Source organism: Streptomyces sp. SGAir0957 (genome assembly GCF_043523415.1).
Genome location: NZ_CP027293.1, coordinates 7675501 through 7690110, shown reverse-complemented (window position 1 = coordinate 7690110; position 14610 = coordinate 7675501). Strand labels below are relative to the sequence as shown.

Sequence of the window (14610 nt, the reverse complement as noted above, 5' to 3'; positions counted from 1 at the left end):
GCTCAGCCGAGAACCTCCCGGAGGCCGGGGACGTCCGCGACGCTGTCCACCACGTAGGTGTGCGGCCCGGTTTCGAGCTGCTCACGGGTCAACTGGCCCGTGAGCACGCCCACGACGACACCCGCGCCCGCGTTCGCCCCGGCCTCCAGATCGACCGTCGTGTCCCCGGCGACCAGGACCTGGCGCACGTCGACGACCCCGGTCTTCTCCATCGCGCGGTGGATCATGTACGGGGCGGGCCGGCCGCGCTCCACCTCGTCGGAGGTGACCACGGCGTCTAGGTTGCCGCCCTCCCCCGTCGACCAGCCGAGCGAGGCGAGCAGCGGCATCGCCACGTCGTCGCTGAAACCGGTGGTCAGAGCGATCTTGATGCCGCGGGCGCGCAGCTCCGCGAGCGCCTTGTCCGCATCCGCGATCGGCCGCGGCGGCCGCTCCTCGTAGCGCCGGCGCAGATACGCGCGGAAGACGCCGTACTGCCGCTCGACCAGGTCGGCGTCGGGGCTGCCGCCGCCGATGCGGACGAGCGCGGCGATGGCCTCACGCTTGTCGGTGCCCATCCAGGTCTGCAGGTCGGCGGCGGCGACCGGGGCACCGGTCGACTCGACGGCGTGGCGCAACGCCTCGTAGACGGCACCGTGCTCCTCGATCGTGGTGCCTGCCATGTCGAAGACGGCGAGTTCTGTCACTGGGGTGTCCTTGTGTCGGGGCGGGGGCCGGTGGTGTCGTCGCCCGAGCGGTCGCGTCCCGCGACGGTGCGGCCCCCGACGGTGTTCTCGATGGTGAAGGTGGCCATGGACGGCAGGTAGCGGTCGTCCGCGTACTCGACGGGCCGGCCGTCGCCGGTGAACGCCAACCTCCGCACGCGGAGCAGGGGTTGGCCCTGCCCCGTCTGGAGCAGGTCCGCGTCGGTGCGGTCCGCCGCGACGGCGTCGATGGTGTGGCGGGCGTGGTGCAGGTCGACGCCGCGGGAGGTGAGGGCCTCGTAGACGGAGCCCGCGTCGGGGTCGGCCATGAACAGGTGCGCGCCGACGTCGAGGACGAAGGTGGAGCGCTCGACCATGGCGGGCACCCCGTCCAGGTGGCGCAGGCGTACGAGGTCGACGACCGGGGCGCCTTCGTCGAGGCCGAGGCGCGCCGCCGCGTCGGGCCCCGCGCGTCTGCGGGCGACCTCGACCGTGTGCTGGCCCGGGACGCGGCCGATGGAGCGCGCCCACTGCGTGAACGACATCAGCGAGGCGAACGGCTGCGACGGCGTCACCCGGCGCGCGACCGGCGGTCTGCCCCGGCCGCCGACGAGGTGGCCCTCCGCGCGGAGCTGTGCGAGCGCCTGGCGGACCGGGCCGCGCGAGGTGCCGAACTCCTCGCACAGCTGCGCCTCGCTCGGCACGGGCTGCCCCTCGGGCCACTCCCCCGTCTCGACTCGCCGCCGGAACTCGGCTCCGAGCCGCTGGTGCAGCGGCCCGCCCTCACTTGTCTTCACAAGTCGAGTCTCGCAGGCGGTGAAGGCTCTCGGCAAGACCGACCAAGGCGCCCATCTGGTAAACATCCGGGAAACTTGTATAGACAGCTCTTGCGGCGCTCGGCCCGTGCTCCGCAGGGTGGATCGCATGACGCTCGCCACCGCACCCCCCGCCCCCACCTCCCTCCCGCGCGACCGCAGCGACCTCGTCGTGGTCGGCGCGGGCATCGTCGGCCTCGCGCACGCCGTCGAGGCGGTGCGGCGCGGGCTGCGCGTGACGGTGATCGAGCGGGACCGGCGGCCCGTCGGCGCCTCCGTGCGGAACTTCGGGCACTGCTGCGTCACCGCCCAGCGCGGCGAACTCCTCGACCTCGCGACCCGCTCGCGCGCGGGCTGGCTGGACGCCGCCGCGCGCGCCGGGCTGTGGGCACCGGAGGCGGGCGCCCTCGTGGTCGCCCGCTCGGCGACCGAACTGGCCGTCCTTGAGGAGTTGCGCGAGGAGCGCGGCGCGGACGCGGTGCGGCTGCGGACCCGGGACGAGACCGGCGACGCGCTCGGCCGCTCCGCCGACGACCGGGCCGATCTCGCGGGCGGCGCCCTGCTCCCGGCCGACCTGCGGGTCAACCCGCGCGAGGCGGCGCCGCGCCTCGCGGCATGGCTCGCGGAACAGCCCGGCGTGAGCGTGGAGTGGGGCACGAACGTCACCGGCGTCGAGACCGGCACCGTGCACACCAGCCGAGGCCCGGTCCACGGCGACCAGATCCTGCTCTGCGTGGGGCACGACCTCGACCGCCTCTACCCGGACGAGGCGGCGGCGCACGGCATCGAGCGCTGCCGGCTCTCCATGGCCCGCGTGGAGGCGCCCGCCGCGTTCCGTACCGACGCGGCGATCCTGACCGCCACCTCGATGCTGCGCTACGACGCCTTCACGGCGACCCCGTCGGCCACCGCCCTGCGCTCCGAAGTCGCCGCCCACAGCGCCGAGTTGCTCGACATCGGGGCCAACGTGATGTTCACCCGGCTGCCCGACGGGACCGTCCTCGTCGGCGACTCGCACGCGTACGACGCCACGGAGATCCCCTTCCAGGACGAGGCGGTCACCGCGCTCCTCCTGCGCGAGGTCGCACGGGTCCTCGGCGTACCCGGGGTGCGGGTCACCGAGCGCTGGCAGGGCGTCTACGCGAGCAGCCCGCGCGGCCCGCTCCTCGTCAAGGACGTGGCGCCGGGCGTGCGGGCGCTGTCGGTGACGTCGGGGGTCGGGATGACGCTGTCGTTCGGCCTGGCGGCGGCGACGTTCGAGGGGGCGCTGCGGGCGACCGCGTAGCCGGACGCCCGGGCCAGGACGTCAGCCGAGGCGCCGCTCCGCCAGGCCGAGCCAGTGGTCCACCTCGTCCGGCGGGAAGTGCCGGATCGCCCAGTCCGTCATGCGCAGCCCCATATGGGCCCAGGCCGGGCGGAGCACGTCGGCGGGGACCGTGTCGAGCAGGGCGTCGAGGCGGCCGACGACGCCGGGGGCGGCGCGCTGCCCGGGGGCGTGGAGGCCGAAGCGCAGGGTGACCAGGTCGAAGCGGCGGTCGCCGCGCGCCGCGCCGTCCCAGTCGATGACGCCGGTGATCCGCCCGTCGGCGTGCAACAGGTTGCCGGGGTGGAAGTCGAGGTGCACGGCGTCGTCCCCGGGCAGTTCGTCGGGGTGCCCCGCACCGATCACCCGGACGCGCCGCTCCAGGTCCGCGGCGCGGCGGCTGAATCCATCCGCCGATGATGCCAGGAGCGTCGGCCGGTGGAATGTGCCGCCAGGATTGATCAAACCTTTGCCGTTGGCCGGATCGCGATGGTCGCCCGAGGCAACCGATCGCCGGACCCGCGCAGTATCGGGGATTTGCGAAGGGGATCATTCCGTTCGGCCCTGTCGCGGGCGGCCGAAACCCTCCGGGTCAGGCGGTTCGCACTGTTACGGCCACGTTGACCGGGTCCGCTGCCATGACACACGCTCGACATATAGATGCCGTGTACAACCGACTCGGGTGCGGCCGGTCGTCCACGGCGGTACGGGAAGCAGGAGGAACACATATGTGTGGCATCACCGGCTGGATCTCCTTCGACCGTGACCTGCGGGGCTCGGCCGACGCGTTGCACGCGATGACGCAGACCATGGAGTGCCGCGGTCCCGACGACCGCGGCACCTGGATCGAGGGTCCGGCGGCGCTCGGCCACCGCAGGCTCGCCATCATCGACCTGCCGGGCGGCCGGCAGCCGATGACGGCGTCGGTACCGGGCGGCACGGTCGCTCTCGTCTACTCGGGAGAGACCTACAACTACACCGAGCTGCGCGCCGAACTCGCCGCTCTGGGCCATGAGTTCAGGACCGACTCGGACACCGAGGTGGTGCTCCGCGGCTACCTGGAGTGGGGTGAGGCGCTGCCCGAGCGGCTCAACGGCATGTACGCGTTCGCGCTCTGGGACAGCCGCGTCGAGAAGCTGTTCATGATCCGCGACCGCATGGGCATCAAGCCGTTCTACTTCCACCGGACCGCGGACGGTGTGCTGTTCGGCTCCGAGCCCAAGGCGATCCTCGCGAACCCGCTCGCCAAGCCGCGGGTCACCCTGGACGGATTCCGCGAGTTGTTCACGTTCGTGAAGACTCCGGGCCACGCCGTGTGGGACGGCATGAACGAGGTCGAGCCCGGCACGGTCGTCACCGTCGACCGCTCCGGGCTTCGCAGCCGCGCGTACTGGACCCTGGAGACCCGGGCCCACACCGACGACCGGGACACGACCATCGCGACCGTCCGCGACCTGCTCGACGACATCGTGCGCCGACAACTGGTCTCCGACGTACCGCGCTGCACGCTGCTCTCCGGCGGTCTCGACTCCTCGGCGATGACGGCGATCGCGGCCCGCCAGCTCGGACAGCGGGGCGAGACCGTACGGAGCTTCGCGGTCGACTTCGTCGGCCAGGCGGAGAACTTCGTCGCCGACGAATTGCGCGGCACCCCCGACACCCCGTTCGTGCACGACGTGGCGCGGCTCGCGGGCACCGACCACCGCGACATCGTGCTCGACTCGCACGCGCTCGCCGACCCCGAGGTGCGGGCGAAGGTGATCCGGGCGCGCGACATCCCCGCCGGTTTCGGCGACATGGACGCCTCGCTCTACCTCCTCTTCCGCGCCATCCGCGAGCACTCCACCGTCGCCCTGTCCGGTGAGTCGGCGGACGAGGTGTTCGGTGGCTACCTCCAGTTCTTCGACGAGGACGCCCGCACCGCCGACACCTTCCCCTGGCTGGTGCGGATGGGGCAGCACATCGGCGACGACGCGGACGTGCTCCGCCCCGAACTCGGCAAGAAGCTCGACCTCTCCGCCTACGTCGCCGACAGCTACGCGGGCGCGGTGCGCTCCATCCGGCGCCTGGACGGCGAGAGCGACTTCGAGTACCGGATGCGGCGCATCTGCCACCTGCACCTGACCCGGTTCGTGCGGGTCCTGCTCGACCGCAAGGACCGGGCGAGCATGGCGGTCGGCCTGGAGGTGCGGGTGCCGTTCTGCGACCACCGGCTCGTGGAGTACGTCTACAACACGCCCTGGGCGCTGAAGTCGTTCGACGGCCGCGAGAAGAGCCTGCTGCGCGAGGCGACCGCGGACGTCCTGCCGAAGTCGGTGTACGACCGGGTCAAGAGCCCCTACCCGTCGACGCAGGACCCGAAGTACGCGATCGCCCTCCAGGACCACGCGAAGGACCTCCTGGCGCGGCCCTCGCACCGCGTCTTCGACCTCGTCGACCGCGAGCGCGTGTCCCGTGCCGCGCACCGCGAGGGGCCGCAGATCAACCACGCGGCGCGGCGCGGTCTCGAACGCACCCTGGACCTCGCGCTCTGGCTGGACATGTACAACCCGGAACTGGCCCTGGACTGACGGTCCGGCCGGGAACGGGGTGGCGGGCCGGCCCGCGGTATGTCTACGATCCACGGCAGCATCGCGTGCCGGTCACCGTCCGGGTGAGGCATGGAGGTGCCGGAGTTGCCTTCTGGAGGCAATCCATCATGGCTGTTCAGCTCAACCACACCATCGTGCACGCCCGCGACAAGCGGGAGTCCGCCGATTTCCTGGCCCACATCCTGGGCCTGGAGGCCGGCGCCGAGTGGGGCCCGTTCATCCCGCTCGACCTCAGCAACGGCGTGACACTGGACTTCGCGACCGTCCCCGCCGACTCCATCGTCACCCAGCACTACGCCTTCCTCGTCACCGAGGAGGAGTTCGACGGCGTCTTCCGGCGCATCAAGGATGCCGGTATCACGTACTACGCGGACCCGCACGGCAAGCAGCCCGGCGAGATCAACCACCACGACGGCGGGCGCGGCGTGTACTTCAGGGATCCGGTGGACCACGGCATGGAGGTCATTACCCGTCCCTACGGGAGCGGCGGGAACTGACCGGGGGTGGCGGGGCCGCGTCGGCGACGCGGCCCCGTCGCGCGCTCTCGGGGGCAGGATCTCAGCGGAATCGCGTGACGTGCAGGGCGAAGTACACCGTCCCCACGACGAACGCCGTCATCCCCAACGTGCCCAGGACCCAGGCGGTGCGCCGTGCCAGACAGCAGACCCCTTCGGCGTCCTCCTCGCGGACGGTCTCCCTGCACGGGAGCGTCGCGAGGCCGTACGTCACCAGCCCGGCCGTGTCGAGCGTCAGGCCGAGTCCGAGCCACGTCACACTCGCGGACAAAAGGGACATAGAACTGATTCTGCGTCCGGTTCGGTGATCCCGCTAGCCCAGCGGGACTCCGCCGAACGGGGTAACCGCCGTATCAGCCCCCGTACACGTCCTCCACGTACCGGCCGGTGGCGACGAGTTCGGCCAGCCACTCCCCGGCCGCGGTTGCGTCCGCGCCGGGTACGTGCTTGCGGTGGAGGTCGCGGAAGGCGGCCCGTACCCCGGGCGCCATCCGGGCACCGTCCCCGCACACGTACACCCGGGCGCCCGATCCGAGCAGTTCCCACAGTTCGTCGCCCTCGGCGGCGATGCGGTGCTGCACGAAGGCGTGCCCGTCGACCGGGGCCGCGCTGAAGACCGGGCGCAGCGAGAGCGCGCCCGCGGCTTCGGCGGCGCGCAACTCGTCGGCGTGCAGGAAGTCGCGGTCCGGGTGGTCGCAGCCGAAGTACAGGAGCGCCGGCGCGGACGGGGCGGCCCGGTGGAGCCGTTCGGCGATCGCGCCGCGGAACGGGGCGAGGCCCGTGCCCGCCGCGATCATCACGACCGGCTCCGGCGCGTCGTGCTCGATGCGGAAGACGTCGCGGCACGGCTGGATCCGGCCGAGCACGGTGTCACCCGGGCGGAGCGCCGCCAGGTGGGTGGAGCCCGAGCCCCGGTGGCGGCCGTGCCCGGAGGCGGCCGGGGCGTCGAGCACGGAGACCATCAGCTCGACGTGGCGGGGGCTGACGGCGGGCGCCGAGGAGACGGAGTAGTGGCGCGGCCGCAACGGCGGCAGCAGCTCCAGGAGTTGGCCCCAGGACAGCGCGCCCCGCAGCGCCGGATACGCCTCGACGAATTCGACGAACGTACGGGGGTCGTCGGCGGGCAGCGCGGCGAGCGCGGCGGCCTCCGGGGGGCACGGGTCGGCGGCGGCGAGCACGGCGACCTGCTCGGCCGTCGGCCGGTGCTGCAACTCGACGTGCCGGGTGAGGAGTTCGCGGACGGTCACGGGCCGGTCGACGGCGACGGCGTCGCGGCGGGGGCGGCCGGTGCGGATGTCGAGCACGGTGTCCGGGGCGACGCCGAGGGCGCGCAGGGCGCGGTCGACGAGGGCGGGTTCATGCGCGGGCAGCACGGTGAGGTGGTCGCCGGTCCGGTAGGTGACCCCGTCCGGCAGCGCGAGCCGCACGAACCGCTTGGCGCGCGGGTGGCCCGCCGCCGTCAGGTCGCATGCCTCCGTGACGGTCAGCGGCGCGAGCCCGTGGCGCTCGGCGGCGGCATCGAGCGGGCCGCCGGTGATCTCGCGGATCTCGTACGCGGCGGTGGGCGCGGGCCCGTCGGCCGTCGCGTCGGGGTCGCCGTACCGCTCCAGGAGTGCGGCGCGCAGGCCCGCGGTGAAGGTGCGCACGGTGCCGTTGAGGTCGCCGGAGGCGTCGGCGGCGGCGCGCTCGCAGAGCCGCTCGGCGCCGAGGGCGGCGAGCCGGTCGTCGATGCGGGTCGGCACGTGCTGGTAGGTGGCGGCCCAGTTGCGGTCGCCGACGCCGAGCACGGCGTGCACCGCCCCGTCGAGCGAACCGTCGGGGGCCTCGTCGAGCGCGGCGACGAACTTCTGCGCGTCGTCCGTGGGCCGGCCGTTGTACGAGGCGGCGACGACGATCACCGGGTGGTCGGTGGGCAGGGCGCCCGCGTAGGCGTCGAGCGGGGCGACGCCGGTCGCGCAGCCGAGGGCGGCGGCCTCGTCGGCGAGCTGGGCGGCGAGGTCGCGGCAGGTGCCGTAGTTGCTGCCGTGCAGGAACAGGGCGCGGGTCCCCGGCCGCACCCGTACCGGCAACTCCCGCTCCACAGAGCCTCGTTCACCGGCGGGGACGTGGCCCGGCAGCGGGGCGTGGTGGCGGTCGGCGGACGTGCGCCGGGCCAGGCCCAGGGTGAAACCGTCCGGCTTCAGCGTGAGCGTCTCCTTCACCGTGAGCCGGTAGTCGGCGTGGTCGCGCAACCGGTAGCGGTGCACCAGCATGGCGAGCAGCATGGTGGCCTCGTGCAGCGCGAACTGGCGCCCGATGCAGGCGCGTTCGCCGGTGCCGAAGGGCTTGAAGGCGTGCGGGGAGCGGGCCGCCTCGGCCTCGGGCGTGAACCGGTTCGGGTCGAAGCGCTCCGGGTTGTCGCCCCAGACGGGCTGCCGGTGCAGCATCGGGGCGAGCACGGTGACGCCCTGTCCTGCGCGGGCGGGGATGCGCCCGCCGAGCAGGGTGTCCTCGCGGGCCTCGCGGCTGAACGCGGCGGCGGTGGGCCACAGGCGCAGCGCCTCGTTAAGGACTTGGCGGGTGTAGGTGAGGCGGCCGACCTCGTCGAAGTCGGGCTCCGGGTCGGCGGTGTCGCCCCACAAGGCGTCCACCTCGCGGCGCACCAGGTCGAGGACGGCCGGGTTCTTCGCCAGGTAGTACAGGGCGAACGACATGGCGCCCGACGTCGTCTCGTGCCCGGCGATCAGGAAGGTGATGACCTGGTTGCGGATGTTGGCGGTGTCGAGGGTGCGCCCGTCCGCGGGATGAGCGGCGCTGAGCATCAGGCCGAGCAGGTCGTCCGTGTGCTGCTCGCCGCCCTCGACCCGGGCGGTGATGACGTCGTCGACGACCTGGGCGAGGTGGTCGGCGTCCGCGCGGAACGCGGCGTCGGCCGCCGTGTGGTCGCCGCCCGGGGTGCGGGCGAGGCGCTTCATGCTCCACTCCAGGCAGCGCACCATCGACTCGACGAACGGGTGCGGTTCGGCGCGGGCGAACGACCCGAAGTCGTAGCCGAACCCGGCGAGTCCGATGGTGTCGAGCGTCATCCGGGTCATGTCGCCGGGCACGTCGACCGGGCGGCCCGCGCGCGCGGCGTCGTCCCACGCGTCGAGGACGCGGCGGGCCACGCGGTACATCACCGGGTGGTAGGCGCGCATCGAGCCGAGGGCGAAGGCGGGCATGAGGATGTCGTGCGCGCGGGCCCAGTTCGGCTCGTCGTTGTAGGCGGTGAACAGGCCGTCGGCGGCGAACGCGCGGACGTTCTCCAGGGCGGGCCCGATGTGCTTGGCGAAGCGGCTCTCGTCGGCGAGTTCGGTGACGAGGTCGAGGTCGGCGACGAACAGGGCGTCGCGGCCGTGCATCCGGCGGACCAGGGCCGGGCCGTGCTCCCGCATCAGGCCCATGACCTGTTGCAGCGGGGCGGGTCCTGGACCGGTGGCGGAGATGTCGACGACCGGCGGGCCGGTGAGGGCGGGGGCGGAGGGCAGCATGGTGCGGCAACGGCCTTTCGCGGGTGGGGGGACCGGTGGTTCCACTCTGCGCCCGCTCCCCCGCCCGCGAAGGCCACCGCACTACATGATTGTGTAGTGACCATCTGCATGCCGGACTTGCGCGCGACGGGTGTGCGTGGCTGTCGCGAGCCCGGAAGAACCCGCAACAGGACGAGCCCGGAAGAACCCGGAACAGGAGGGCGGCCCGATGGACGCGGTGGTGTGGCGCAATCGGGCGATGGTCCTCTTCGACCGCATCCCGCTGCCGGTCGCGGTGTGCGATCCGTACGGGGTCGTACGCCTGGCGAACGCGGCGCTCGCCGCCGAATGGGGCACGACCCCGGGGCGGCTCAAGGACAGGGAGCTGCTCGACCTGTTCGAGCCGCGCGACGGGACACAGGTCGACCGGGTCGTCGAGGCGCTCAGGCTGCGCCGCCGCTCCCGCTACACCGTGGCGGTGACCTGGCGGAGCGCCGACGGCCGGCGCCGCCGCGGGGAGCTGATGGTGGACCCGGTGAGCGAGCGGCCGCACGCGCCGCCGGACCTGCTCGTGCTGGTACGGGTGACCGGCGAGGACGCCCCGGACCCGGCGCCCGCGCCCGCCTCCGCTCCTCTGCACCCGACCGAGGAGCGCATCCTCGCCCTGCTCGCGGCCGGGGCGACCACCGCGCGGGCCGCCCGCGAGACCGGCCTGACGAGCGACGGCGTCACGTACCACCTGCGGCGCCTCTCCCAGCGCTGGGGCGCCGCCAACCGGACCGAACTGGTGGCCCGCGCCTACGCGTCGGGGGTCCTCGAACCCGGTGTGTGGCCGCCCCGCCCGCGCTCCGCCGGATGACTCGACAGCGACGGCCTGGTGGTGTGCGGGCCGTTTCCCGGGCAGGCTCGGCAGCGAAGCCCGTACGGGTACCCGGCCCAGGAGGATGATCGGTGAACGGCAACGACTCGCTCGGCAAGAAGGCCTTCAAACGGTCCCGGAGCCACTTCGCGGACCGGATCACGGCCGACGGGCGGGACGGCTGGCCCGTGGAGGCGGGCCGCTACCGCCTCGTCGTCAGCTACGCCTGCCCGTGGGCGAGCCGCGCCCTGGTGGTGCGGCGGCTGCTCGGTCTGGAGGACGCCCTCTCCCTCGCGGTCACCGACCCGATCCAGGACGACAAGAGCTGGCGCTTCACCCTCGACCCCGGCGGCCGGGACCCGGTGCTCGGCATCCGCCACCTCGCCGAGGCCTACGACGCCCGCGAGAAGGACTATCCGGGCGGGGTCAGCGTGCCCGCGCTCGTCGACGTACCGTCCGGGCAGCTCGTCACCAACGACTACCAGCAGCTCACCCTCGACCTGAGCACCGAGTGGACGGCGCTGCACCGCGACGGCGCGCCCGACCTGTACCCCCGGCCGCTGCGCGACGAGATCGACGCGGTCATGGAGGACGTGTACCGGGACCTGAACAACGGCGTGTACCGGGCCGGTTTCGCGACGAGCCAGGAGGAGTACGAGCGCGCCTACCGGGACGTGTTCGGGCGCCTGGACGCGCTGTCCGAGCGGCTCGCCGGGCAGCGCTACCTCGTCGGCGACACGATCACGGAGGCGGACATCCGGCTGTTCACGACGCTGGTCCGGTTCGACGCCGTCTACCACGGCCACTTCAAGTGCAACCGCGACAAGCTGACCGAGGACCCGGTCCTGTGGGGTTACGCGCGGGACCTGTTCCAGACGCCCGGCTTCGGCGACACCGTCCACTTCGACCACATCAAGCGCCACTACTACCAGGTGCACACGGGCATCAACCCGACGGCGATCGTGCCGCTCGGCCCCGATCTCTCCGGCTGGCACACGGCGCACGGCCGGGAGCAGTTGGGCGGACGCCCGTTCGGCGACGGGACGCCGCCCGCGCCCCAGTAGGGTCGAGGAGTACGTTCCCCCTGGTCACGGAGTCCGCCATGCCCCGCCCTCATGTGCTGCTGTCCGCCGCCGTCTCGCTCGACGGCTGCCTCGACGACATCGGGCCCGAACGGCTGCTCCTTTCGGGGCCCGAGGACTTCGACCGGGTCGACGAGGAGCGTGCGGCGAGCGACGCGATCCTCGTCGGCGCGGGCACCCTGCGCGCGGACCGGCCCCGGCTGCTCGTCAACTCCGCCGAGCGGCGCGCCCGGCGGGCGGAGGCCGGGCGCCCCGCGTACCCGCTGAAGGTGGCGGTCAGCGGGTCCGGCGACCTGCACCCCGGCGACCCGTTCTGGACGACCGGCGGCGCACGGCTGCTCTACACGACGGACAAGGGCGCGCAGCTCGCCCGGGACCGGCTCGGCGCCGGCGCCGACGTGGTGGCGCTCGGCCCGGCCGTCGACTGGGCGGCGCTCCTCGACGACCTCGGGGCGCGCGGGGTGCGCCGCCTGCTGGTCGAGGGCGGGGCGCGCGTGCACACGCAGCTGCTCCAGCTCGGGTTCGCGGACGAACTGCGGCTCGCCGTCGCCCCGTTGGTGGTGGGTGAGGCGGACGCGCCCCGGCTCTTCGGGCCCGGCGCGTATCCGGGCGGCCCGCGCGGGCGGATGGCGGTGCTCTCCACCGAGCGGCTCGGCGACGTGATCGTGACCCGGTACGCGCCGACCGTGCCGGGCACGACGGACGCGGCCACGGCGGCGGACCGGCACTGGCTGCGGATCGCCTGCGAACTGGCCGCCGACTGCCCGCCGTCGAAGACCGCGTTCAGCGTCGGCGCGGTGATCGTCGGGGCGGACGGTGCGGAACTGGCCCGGGGCCACTCGCGGGAGGCGGGCGACCCGGTCGTGCACGCGGAGGAGGCCGCGCTCGGCAAGCTCGCCGCCGACGACCCGCGCCTCGCCGCCGCCACCGTGTACAGCAGCCTGGAGCCGTGCGCGCGGCGTGCGTCGCGGCCGAAGCCGTGCGCGCGGCTGATCGTCGACGCGGGCGTGCGGCGGGTGGTGACGGCGTGGCGGGAACCGGACACGTTCGTGCCGGGCGCGGACGGGATCGGGGTGCTCGCCCAGGCGGGCGTCGTCGTGGCGGAGGTGCCCGAGCTGGCGGAGGAGGCGATCCGGCCGAACCGGCATCTGGTGCCGCCGTCTTCCGGTCAGGTGTGAGCGGGCTCGCGCTCAGGGGCGGTGTCGTGCTTCACGCGCGCGTGGCGGTGCTTCTCGCCCCGCTGCACCACCACGACGGCGGCGAGCCCCAGCGCGAGCCCGATGGCGGTGCGCACACCGAACGGTTCGCCGAACATGAGGGCGCCCCACACCGCCGTCACCGGCGCCATCAGGAACATCAGCGTGTTGACCTGCGTGAGCCCGCGCCTGCGCAGGACGACCCAGTACAGGCCGTAGCCGCCGAACGTCGACAGGGCGACCAGCCAGGCGATCGCGAGCCAGAAGGACGGCGCGGCGGGCGGCGCCGCCTGCCCCGTCGCGAGGGCGAGGCCCGTGAAGACGACGGCGCTGGTGGCGCAGTGCACGGTCAAGGCCGCCATGGGCTCCGCGCGCGCGGGTGAGCGGCTCTCCACGAAGGTGGCCGCCACGAGGGCCAGCATCCCGAGGAAGGGGATCGCGTAGGCCCAGGGCGCGACGCCGGTCACGGCCGCCGCGTCGGCCGTCGTGACGACGACGACCCCGGCCACGCCCAGGCACAGGCCGAGCCACTGCCGCGCGGTGACGTACTGCCGCAGCAGCGGTCCGGCGAGCGCGCCCGCGACGAGCGGCTGGGTGCCGTCGATCAGGGCCGTGGTGCCACTGGAGACGCCGAGCTGGATGGCGTAGTAGACGGTCAGCAGATAGCCGCTCTGGGAGAGCAGCCCGACGACGGCCTGGCGTCCCGCGTCGCGTGGCGTCAGGCCGCGCCACCATCGCCGTCCCGCCGTCGCGGCGACCGCGCCGAGCACGAGCGCCAGCGGCAGGAACCGCCACATCAGCGTGGTCACGGCGCTCGCGTCACCGGCGCCGAGCTTGGCGCCGATGAAACCGGAGCTCCAGGAGAGGACGAAGCCGAGGGACAGCAGGACGTTCATGGCGTGGACACCGCCTCGCGTAGCAATGGCGCGGATACTGGGTATCCAGATCTGTTTACTGGCCCGAGTATACAGATCGGTTTAGTGTGGAGACATGCGTACGACCACACCCCCGGTGACAGCACCTCCCGTCGTCGATCCCGAACGGCCCGACCTCACCCCGGCCGCCCGCCGGGTCCTGGACACCGCCTCGCGGCTGTTCTACGAGCGCGGCATCCATGCCGTCGGCGTCGACCTGATCGCGGCCGAGGCGGGCGTCACGAAGAAGACGCTCTACGACCGCTTCGGCTCCAAGGAGCAGATCGTGGTCGACTACCTGCTCACCCGGGACGCGCGCTGGCGGGCGTTCCTCGCCGCGCACCACGACCCGGCGGCCCTCACCCCGGTCGAGCGGATCCTCGCCGTCTTCGACGCGTCGAAGGAGTGGTCGGCCGGGCCGTACGCGGGAAAGGGCTGCGGCATGGTCAACGCGCACGCCGAGATCAGCGACCCGGCCCACCCCGCGTACGCCGTGATCACCGGCCAGAAGCAGTGGACCCTCGACCTCTTCACCCGGCTCGCGCACGACGTGTCGCCGGACGCGGCACGGGAGTTGGGGCGCTCCCTGACCCTGCTGCACGAGGGCGCCCTCGTCACGGACGGCCTGGACGTCTTCCCCGACGGCTTCGGCCGGGCGCGCCGCCTCGCCGCCTTCCTGCTCTCCGCCGCGAAGGAGGCGCGATGACCTGGGACCCGGACGTGCCCGGCGTGCTGCGCCTGCCGTCGGGACGGCTCGTGCGCGGCCGGGGGCTGCGCGACCCGGCGCCGCCGGGGCCGTCGGCGACGTACGGCGTCTACCTGCTGGGCCGCCGGCCGCCGCCGGTCGGCTGGGAGTCCACCTGGCTGCGCTGGCCGGACTTCCGGCTCCCGGCCGACGCCGGGCGGGCGCGGGCCGTGCTGCTCGACGCCTGGCGCAGGTCGCCCGACGAGCGGGTCGAGCTGGCGTGCGGCGGCGGTCGCGGCAGGACCGGCACCGCGCTCGCCTGCATGGCCGTCCTCGACGGCGTGCCGCCCGCCGAGGCGGTCGCGTACGTGCGCCGCCACTATGACCCGCGCGCCGTCGAGACGCCGTGGCAGAAGCGGTACGTACGCCGTTTCGAGCCGCCCGGAAAATAGTTTGCGCGCCCCGGTGACCCTCGGTGC

The 14610-nt window shown here is 73.6% G+C and carries 14 protein-coding genes; 8 read left to right on the top strand and 6 right to left on the bottom strand.

The features are described 5' to 3' along the window. Positions 1 to 2: 2 nt before the first annotated feature. On the bottom strand, positions 3 to 686 hold the full coding sequence (locus C1N81_RS40140) for a phosphonatase-like hydrolase (RefSeq protein ID WP_394436346.1): 684 nt from the start codon (positions 684 to 686) through the stop codon (positions 3 to 5). Then, positions 683 to 1480 carry a GntR family transcriptional regulator gene (locus C1N81_RS40135; RefSeq protein WP_394436345.1) on the bottom strand — a complete coding sequence of 266 codons (798 nt, stop codon included), beginning with the start codon at positions 1478 to 1480 and terminating at the stop codon, positions 683 to 685. Before C1N81_RS40135 ends, C1N81_RS40140 begins: the two co-directional genes overlap by 4 nt. A 127-nt stretch (positions 1481 to 1607) precedes the next feature. Here C1N81_RS40135 and C1N81_RS40130 point away from each other — a divergent pair, with 127 nt between their 5' ends. After that, positions 1608 to 2783, top strand: a complete 1176-nt coding sequence (locus C1N81_RS40130; RefSeq protein WP_394436344.1) for a TIGR03364 family FAD-dependent oxidoreductase — start codon at positions 1608 to 1610, stop codon at positions 2781 to 2783. A 21-nt stretch (positions 2784 to 2804) separates the two neighbouring features. On the opposite strand, the gene C1N81_RS40125 is transcribed toward C1N81_RS40130, so the two are convergent. Continuing rightward, a complete protein-coding gene (locus tag C1N81_RS40125) occupies positions 2805 to 3266 on the bottom strand; it encodes a phosphotransferase family protein (protein ID WP_394436343.1) in 462 nt (153 codons plus the stop codon). A gap of 263 nt (positions 3267 to 3529) precedes the next feature. Between C1N81_RS40125 and asnB the strand changes: the two genes are divergently transcribed. Both asnB and C1N81_RS40115 read left to right on the top strand, forming a co-directional pair. Further along, positions 3530 to 5371 carry an asparagine synthase (glutamine-hydrolyzing) gene (asnB, locus tag C1N81_RS40120; RefSeq protein ID WP_394436342.1) on the top strand — a complete coding sequence of 614 codons (1842 nt, stop codon included), beginning with the start codon at positions 3530 to 3532 and terminating at the stop codon, positions 5369 to 5371. Positions 5372 to 5499: 128 nt separating this feature from the next. Beyond that, positions 5500 to 5889 carry a VOC family protein gene (locus C1N81_RS40115; protein ID WP_394436341.1) on the top strand — a complete coding sequence of 130 codons (390 nt, stop codon included), beginning with the start codon at positions 5500 to 5502 and terminating at the stop codon, positions 5887 to 5889. A gap of 61 nt (positions 5890 to 5950) precedes the next feature. On the opposite strand, the gene C1N81_RS40110 is transcribed toward C1N81_RS40115, so the two are convergent. Together C1N81_RS40110 and C1N81_RS40105 are read right to left on the bottom strand one after the other, a co-directional pair. After that, positions 5951 to 6187 carry a hypothetical protein gene (locus tag C1N81_RS40110; RefSeq protein ID WP_394436340.1) on the bottom strand — a complete coding sequence of 79 codons (237 nt, stop codon included), beginning with the start codon at positions 6185 to 6187 and terminating at the stop codon, positions 5951 to 5953. 73 nt (positions 6188 to 6260) lie between these two features. Next, on the bottom strand, positions 6261 to 9416 hold the full coding sequence (locus C1N81_RS40105) for a cytochrome P450 (RefSeq protein ID WP_394436339.1): 3156 nt from the start codon (positions 9414 to 9416) through the stop codon (positions 6261 to 6263). A 208-nt stretch (positions 9417 to 9624) separates the two neighbouring features. On the opposite strand from C1N81_RS40105, the gene C1N81_RS40100 reads away from it, so the two are divergent. From C1N81_RS40100 to C1N81_RS40090, 3 genes are all read left to right on the top strand, one after another. Continuing rightward, positions 9625 to 10254, top strand: a complete 630-nt coding sequence (locus tag C1N81_RS40100; protein WP_394436338.1) for a PAS domain-containing protein — start codon at positions 9625 to 9627, stop codon at positions 10252 to 10254. A 92-nt stretch (positions 10255 to 10346) separates the two neighbouring features. Beyond that, complete coding sequence (locus C1N81_RS40095; RefSeq protein WP_394436337.1) at positions 10347 to 11318, top strand: glutathione S-transferase family protein; 972 nt, start codon at positions 10347 to 10349, stop codon at positions 11316 to 11318. Between the two features lie 38 nt (positions 11319 to 11356). After that, a complete protein-coding gene (locus tag C1N81_RS40090; RefSeq protein ID WP_394436336.1) occupies positions 11357 to 12514 on the top strand; it encodes a dihydrofolate reductase family protein in 1158 nt (385 codons plus the stop codon). Here C1N81_RS40090 and C1N81_RS40085 read toward each other — a convergent pair. After that, positions 12505 to 13428, bottom strand: coding sequence for a DMT family transporter (locus tag C1N81_RS40085; RefSeq protein WP_394436335.1), 924 nt, complete (start codon positions 13426 to 13428; stop codon positions 12505 to 12507). The genes C1N81_RS40090 and C1N81_RS40085 overlap by 10 nt on opposite strands. Before the next feature lie 94 nt (positions 13429 to 13522). On the opposite strand from C1N81_RS40085, the gene C1N81_RS40080 reads away from it, so the two are divergent. Together C1N81_RS40080 and C1N81_RS40075 are read left to right on the top strand one after the other, a co-directional pair. Further along, positions 13523 to 14152, top strand: a complete 630-nt coding sequence (locus C1N81_RS40080) for a TetR/AcrR family transcriptional regulator (RefSeq protein WP_394436334.1) — start codon at positions 13523 to 13525, stop codon at positions 14150 to 14152. Beyond that, complete coding sequence (locus C1N81_RS40075) at positions 14149 to 14583, top strand: protein-tyrosine phosphatase family protein (RefSeq protein ID WP_394436333.1); 435 nt, start codon at positions 14149 to 14151, stop codon at positions 14581 to 14583. The genes C1N81_RS40080 and C1N81_RS40075 overlap by 4 nt, the downstream gene beginning before the upstream one ends. Positions 14584 to 14610: the final 27 nt, after the last annotated feature.

What these genes read in the sequence shown, in the direction of transcription:
- C1N81_RS40130 (WP_394436344.1), top strand. Translation starts at nt 1,608, where the DNA reads ATGACGCTCGCCACCGCACCCCCCGCCCCCACCTCCCTCCCGCGCGAC.
- asnB (WP_394436342.1), top strand. Translation starts at nt 3,530, where the DNA reads ATGTGTGGCATCACCGGCTGGATCTCCTTCGACCGTGACCTGCGGGGC.
- C1N81_RS40115 (WP_394436341.1), top strand. Translation starts at nt 5,500, where the DNA reads ATGGCTGTTCAGCTCAACCACACCATCGTGCACGCCCGCGACAAGCGG.
- C1N81_RS40110 (WP_394436340.1), bottom strand. Translation starts at nt 6,187, where the DNA reads ATGTCCCTTTTGTCCGCGAGTGTGACGTGGCTCGGACTCGGCCTGACG.
- C1N81_RS40105 (WP_394436339.1), bottom strand. Translation starts at nt 9,416, where the DNA reads ATGCTGCCCTCCGCCCCCGCCCTCACCGGCCCGCCGGTCGTCGACATC.
- C1N81_RS40100 (WP_394436338.1), top strand. Translation starts at nt 9,625, where the DNA reads ATGGACGCGGTGGTGTGGCGCAATCGGGCGATGGTCCTCTTCGACCGC.
- C1N81_RS40090 (WP_394436336.1), top strand. Translation starts at nt 11,357, where the DNA reads ATGCCCCGCCCTCATGTGCTGCTGTCCGCCGCCGTCTCGCTCGACGGC.
- C1N81_RS40085 (WP_394436335.1), bottom strand. Translation starts at nt 13,428, where the DNA reads ATGAACGTCCTGCTGTCCCTCGGCTTCGTCCTCTCCTGGAGCTCCGGT.
- C1N81_RS40080 (WP_394436334.1), top strand. Translation starts at nt 13,523, where the DNA reads ATGCGTACGACCACACCCCCGGTGACAGCACCTCCCGTCGTCGATCCC.
- C1N81_RS40075 (WP_394436333.1), top strand. Translation starts at nt 14,149, where the DNA reads ATGACCTGGGACCCGGACGTGCCCGGCGTGCTGCGCCTGCCGTCGGGA.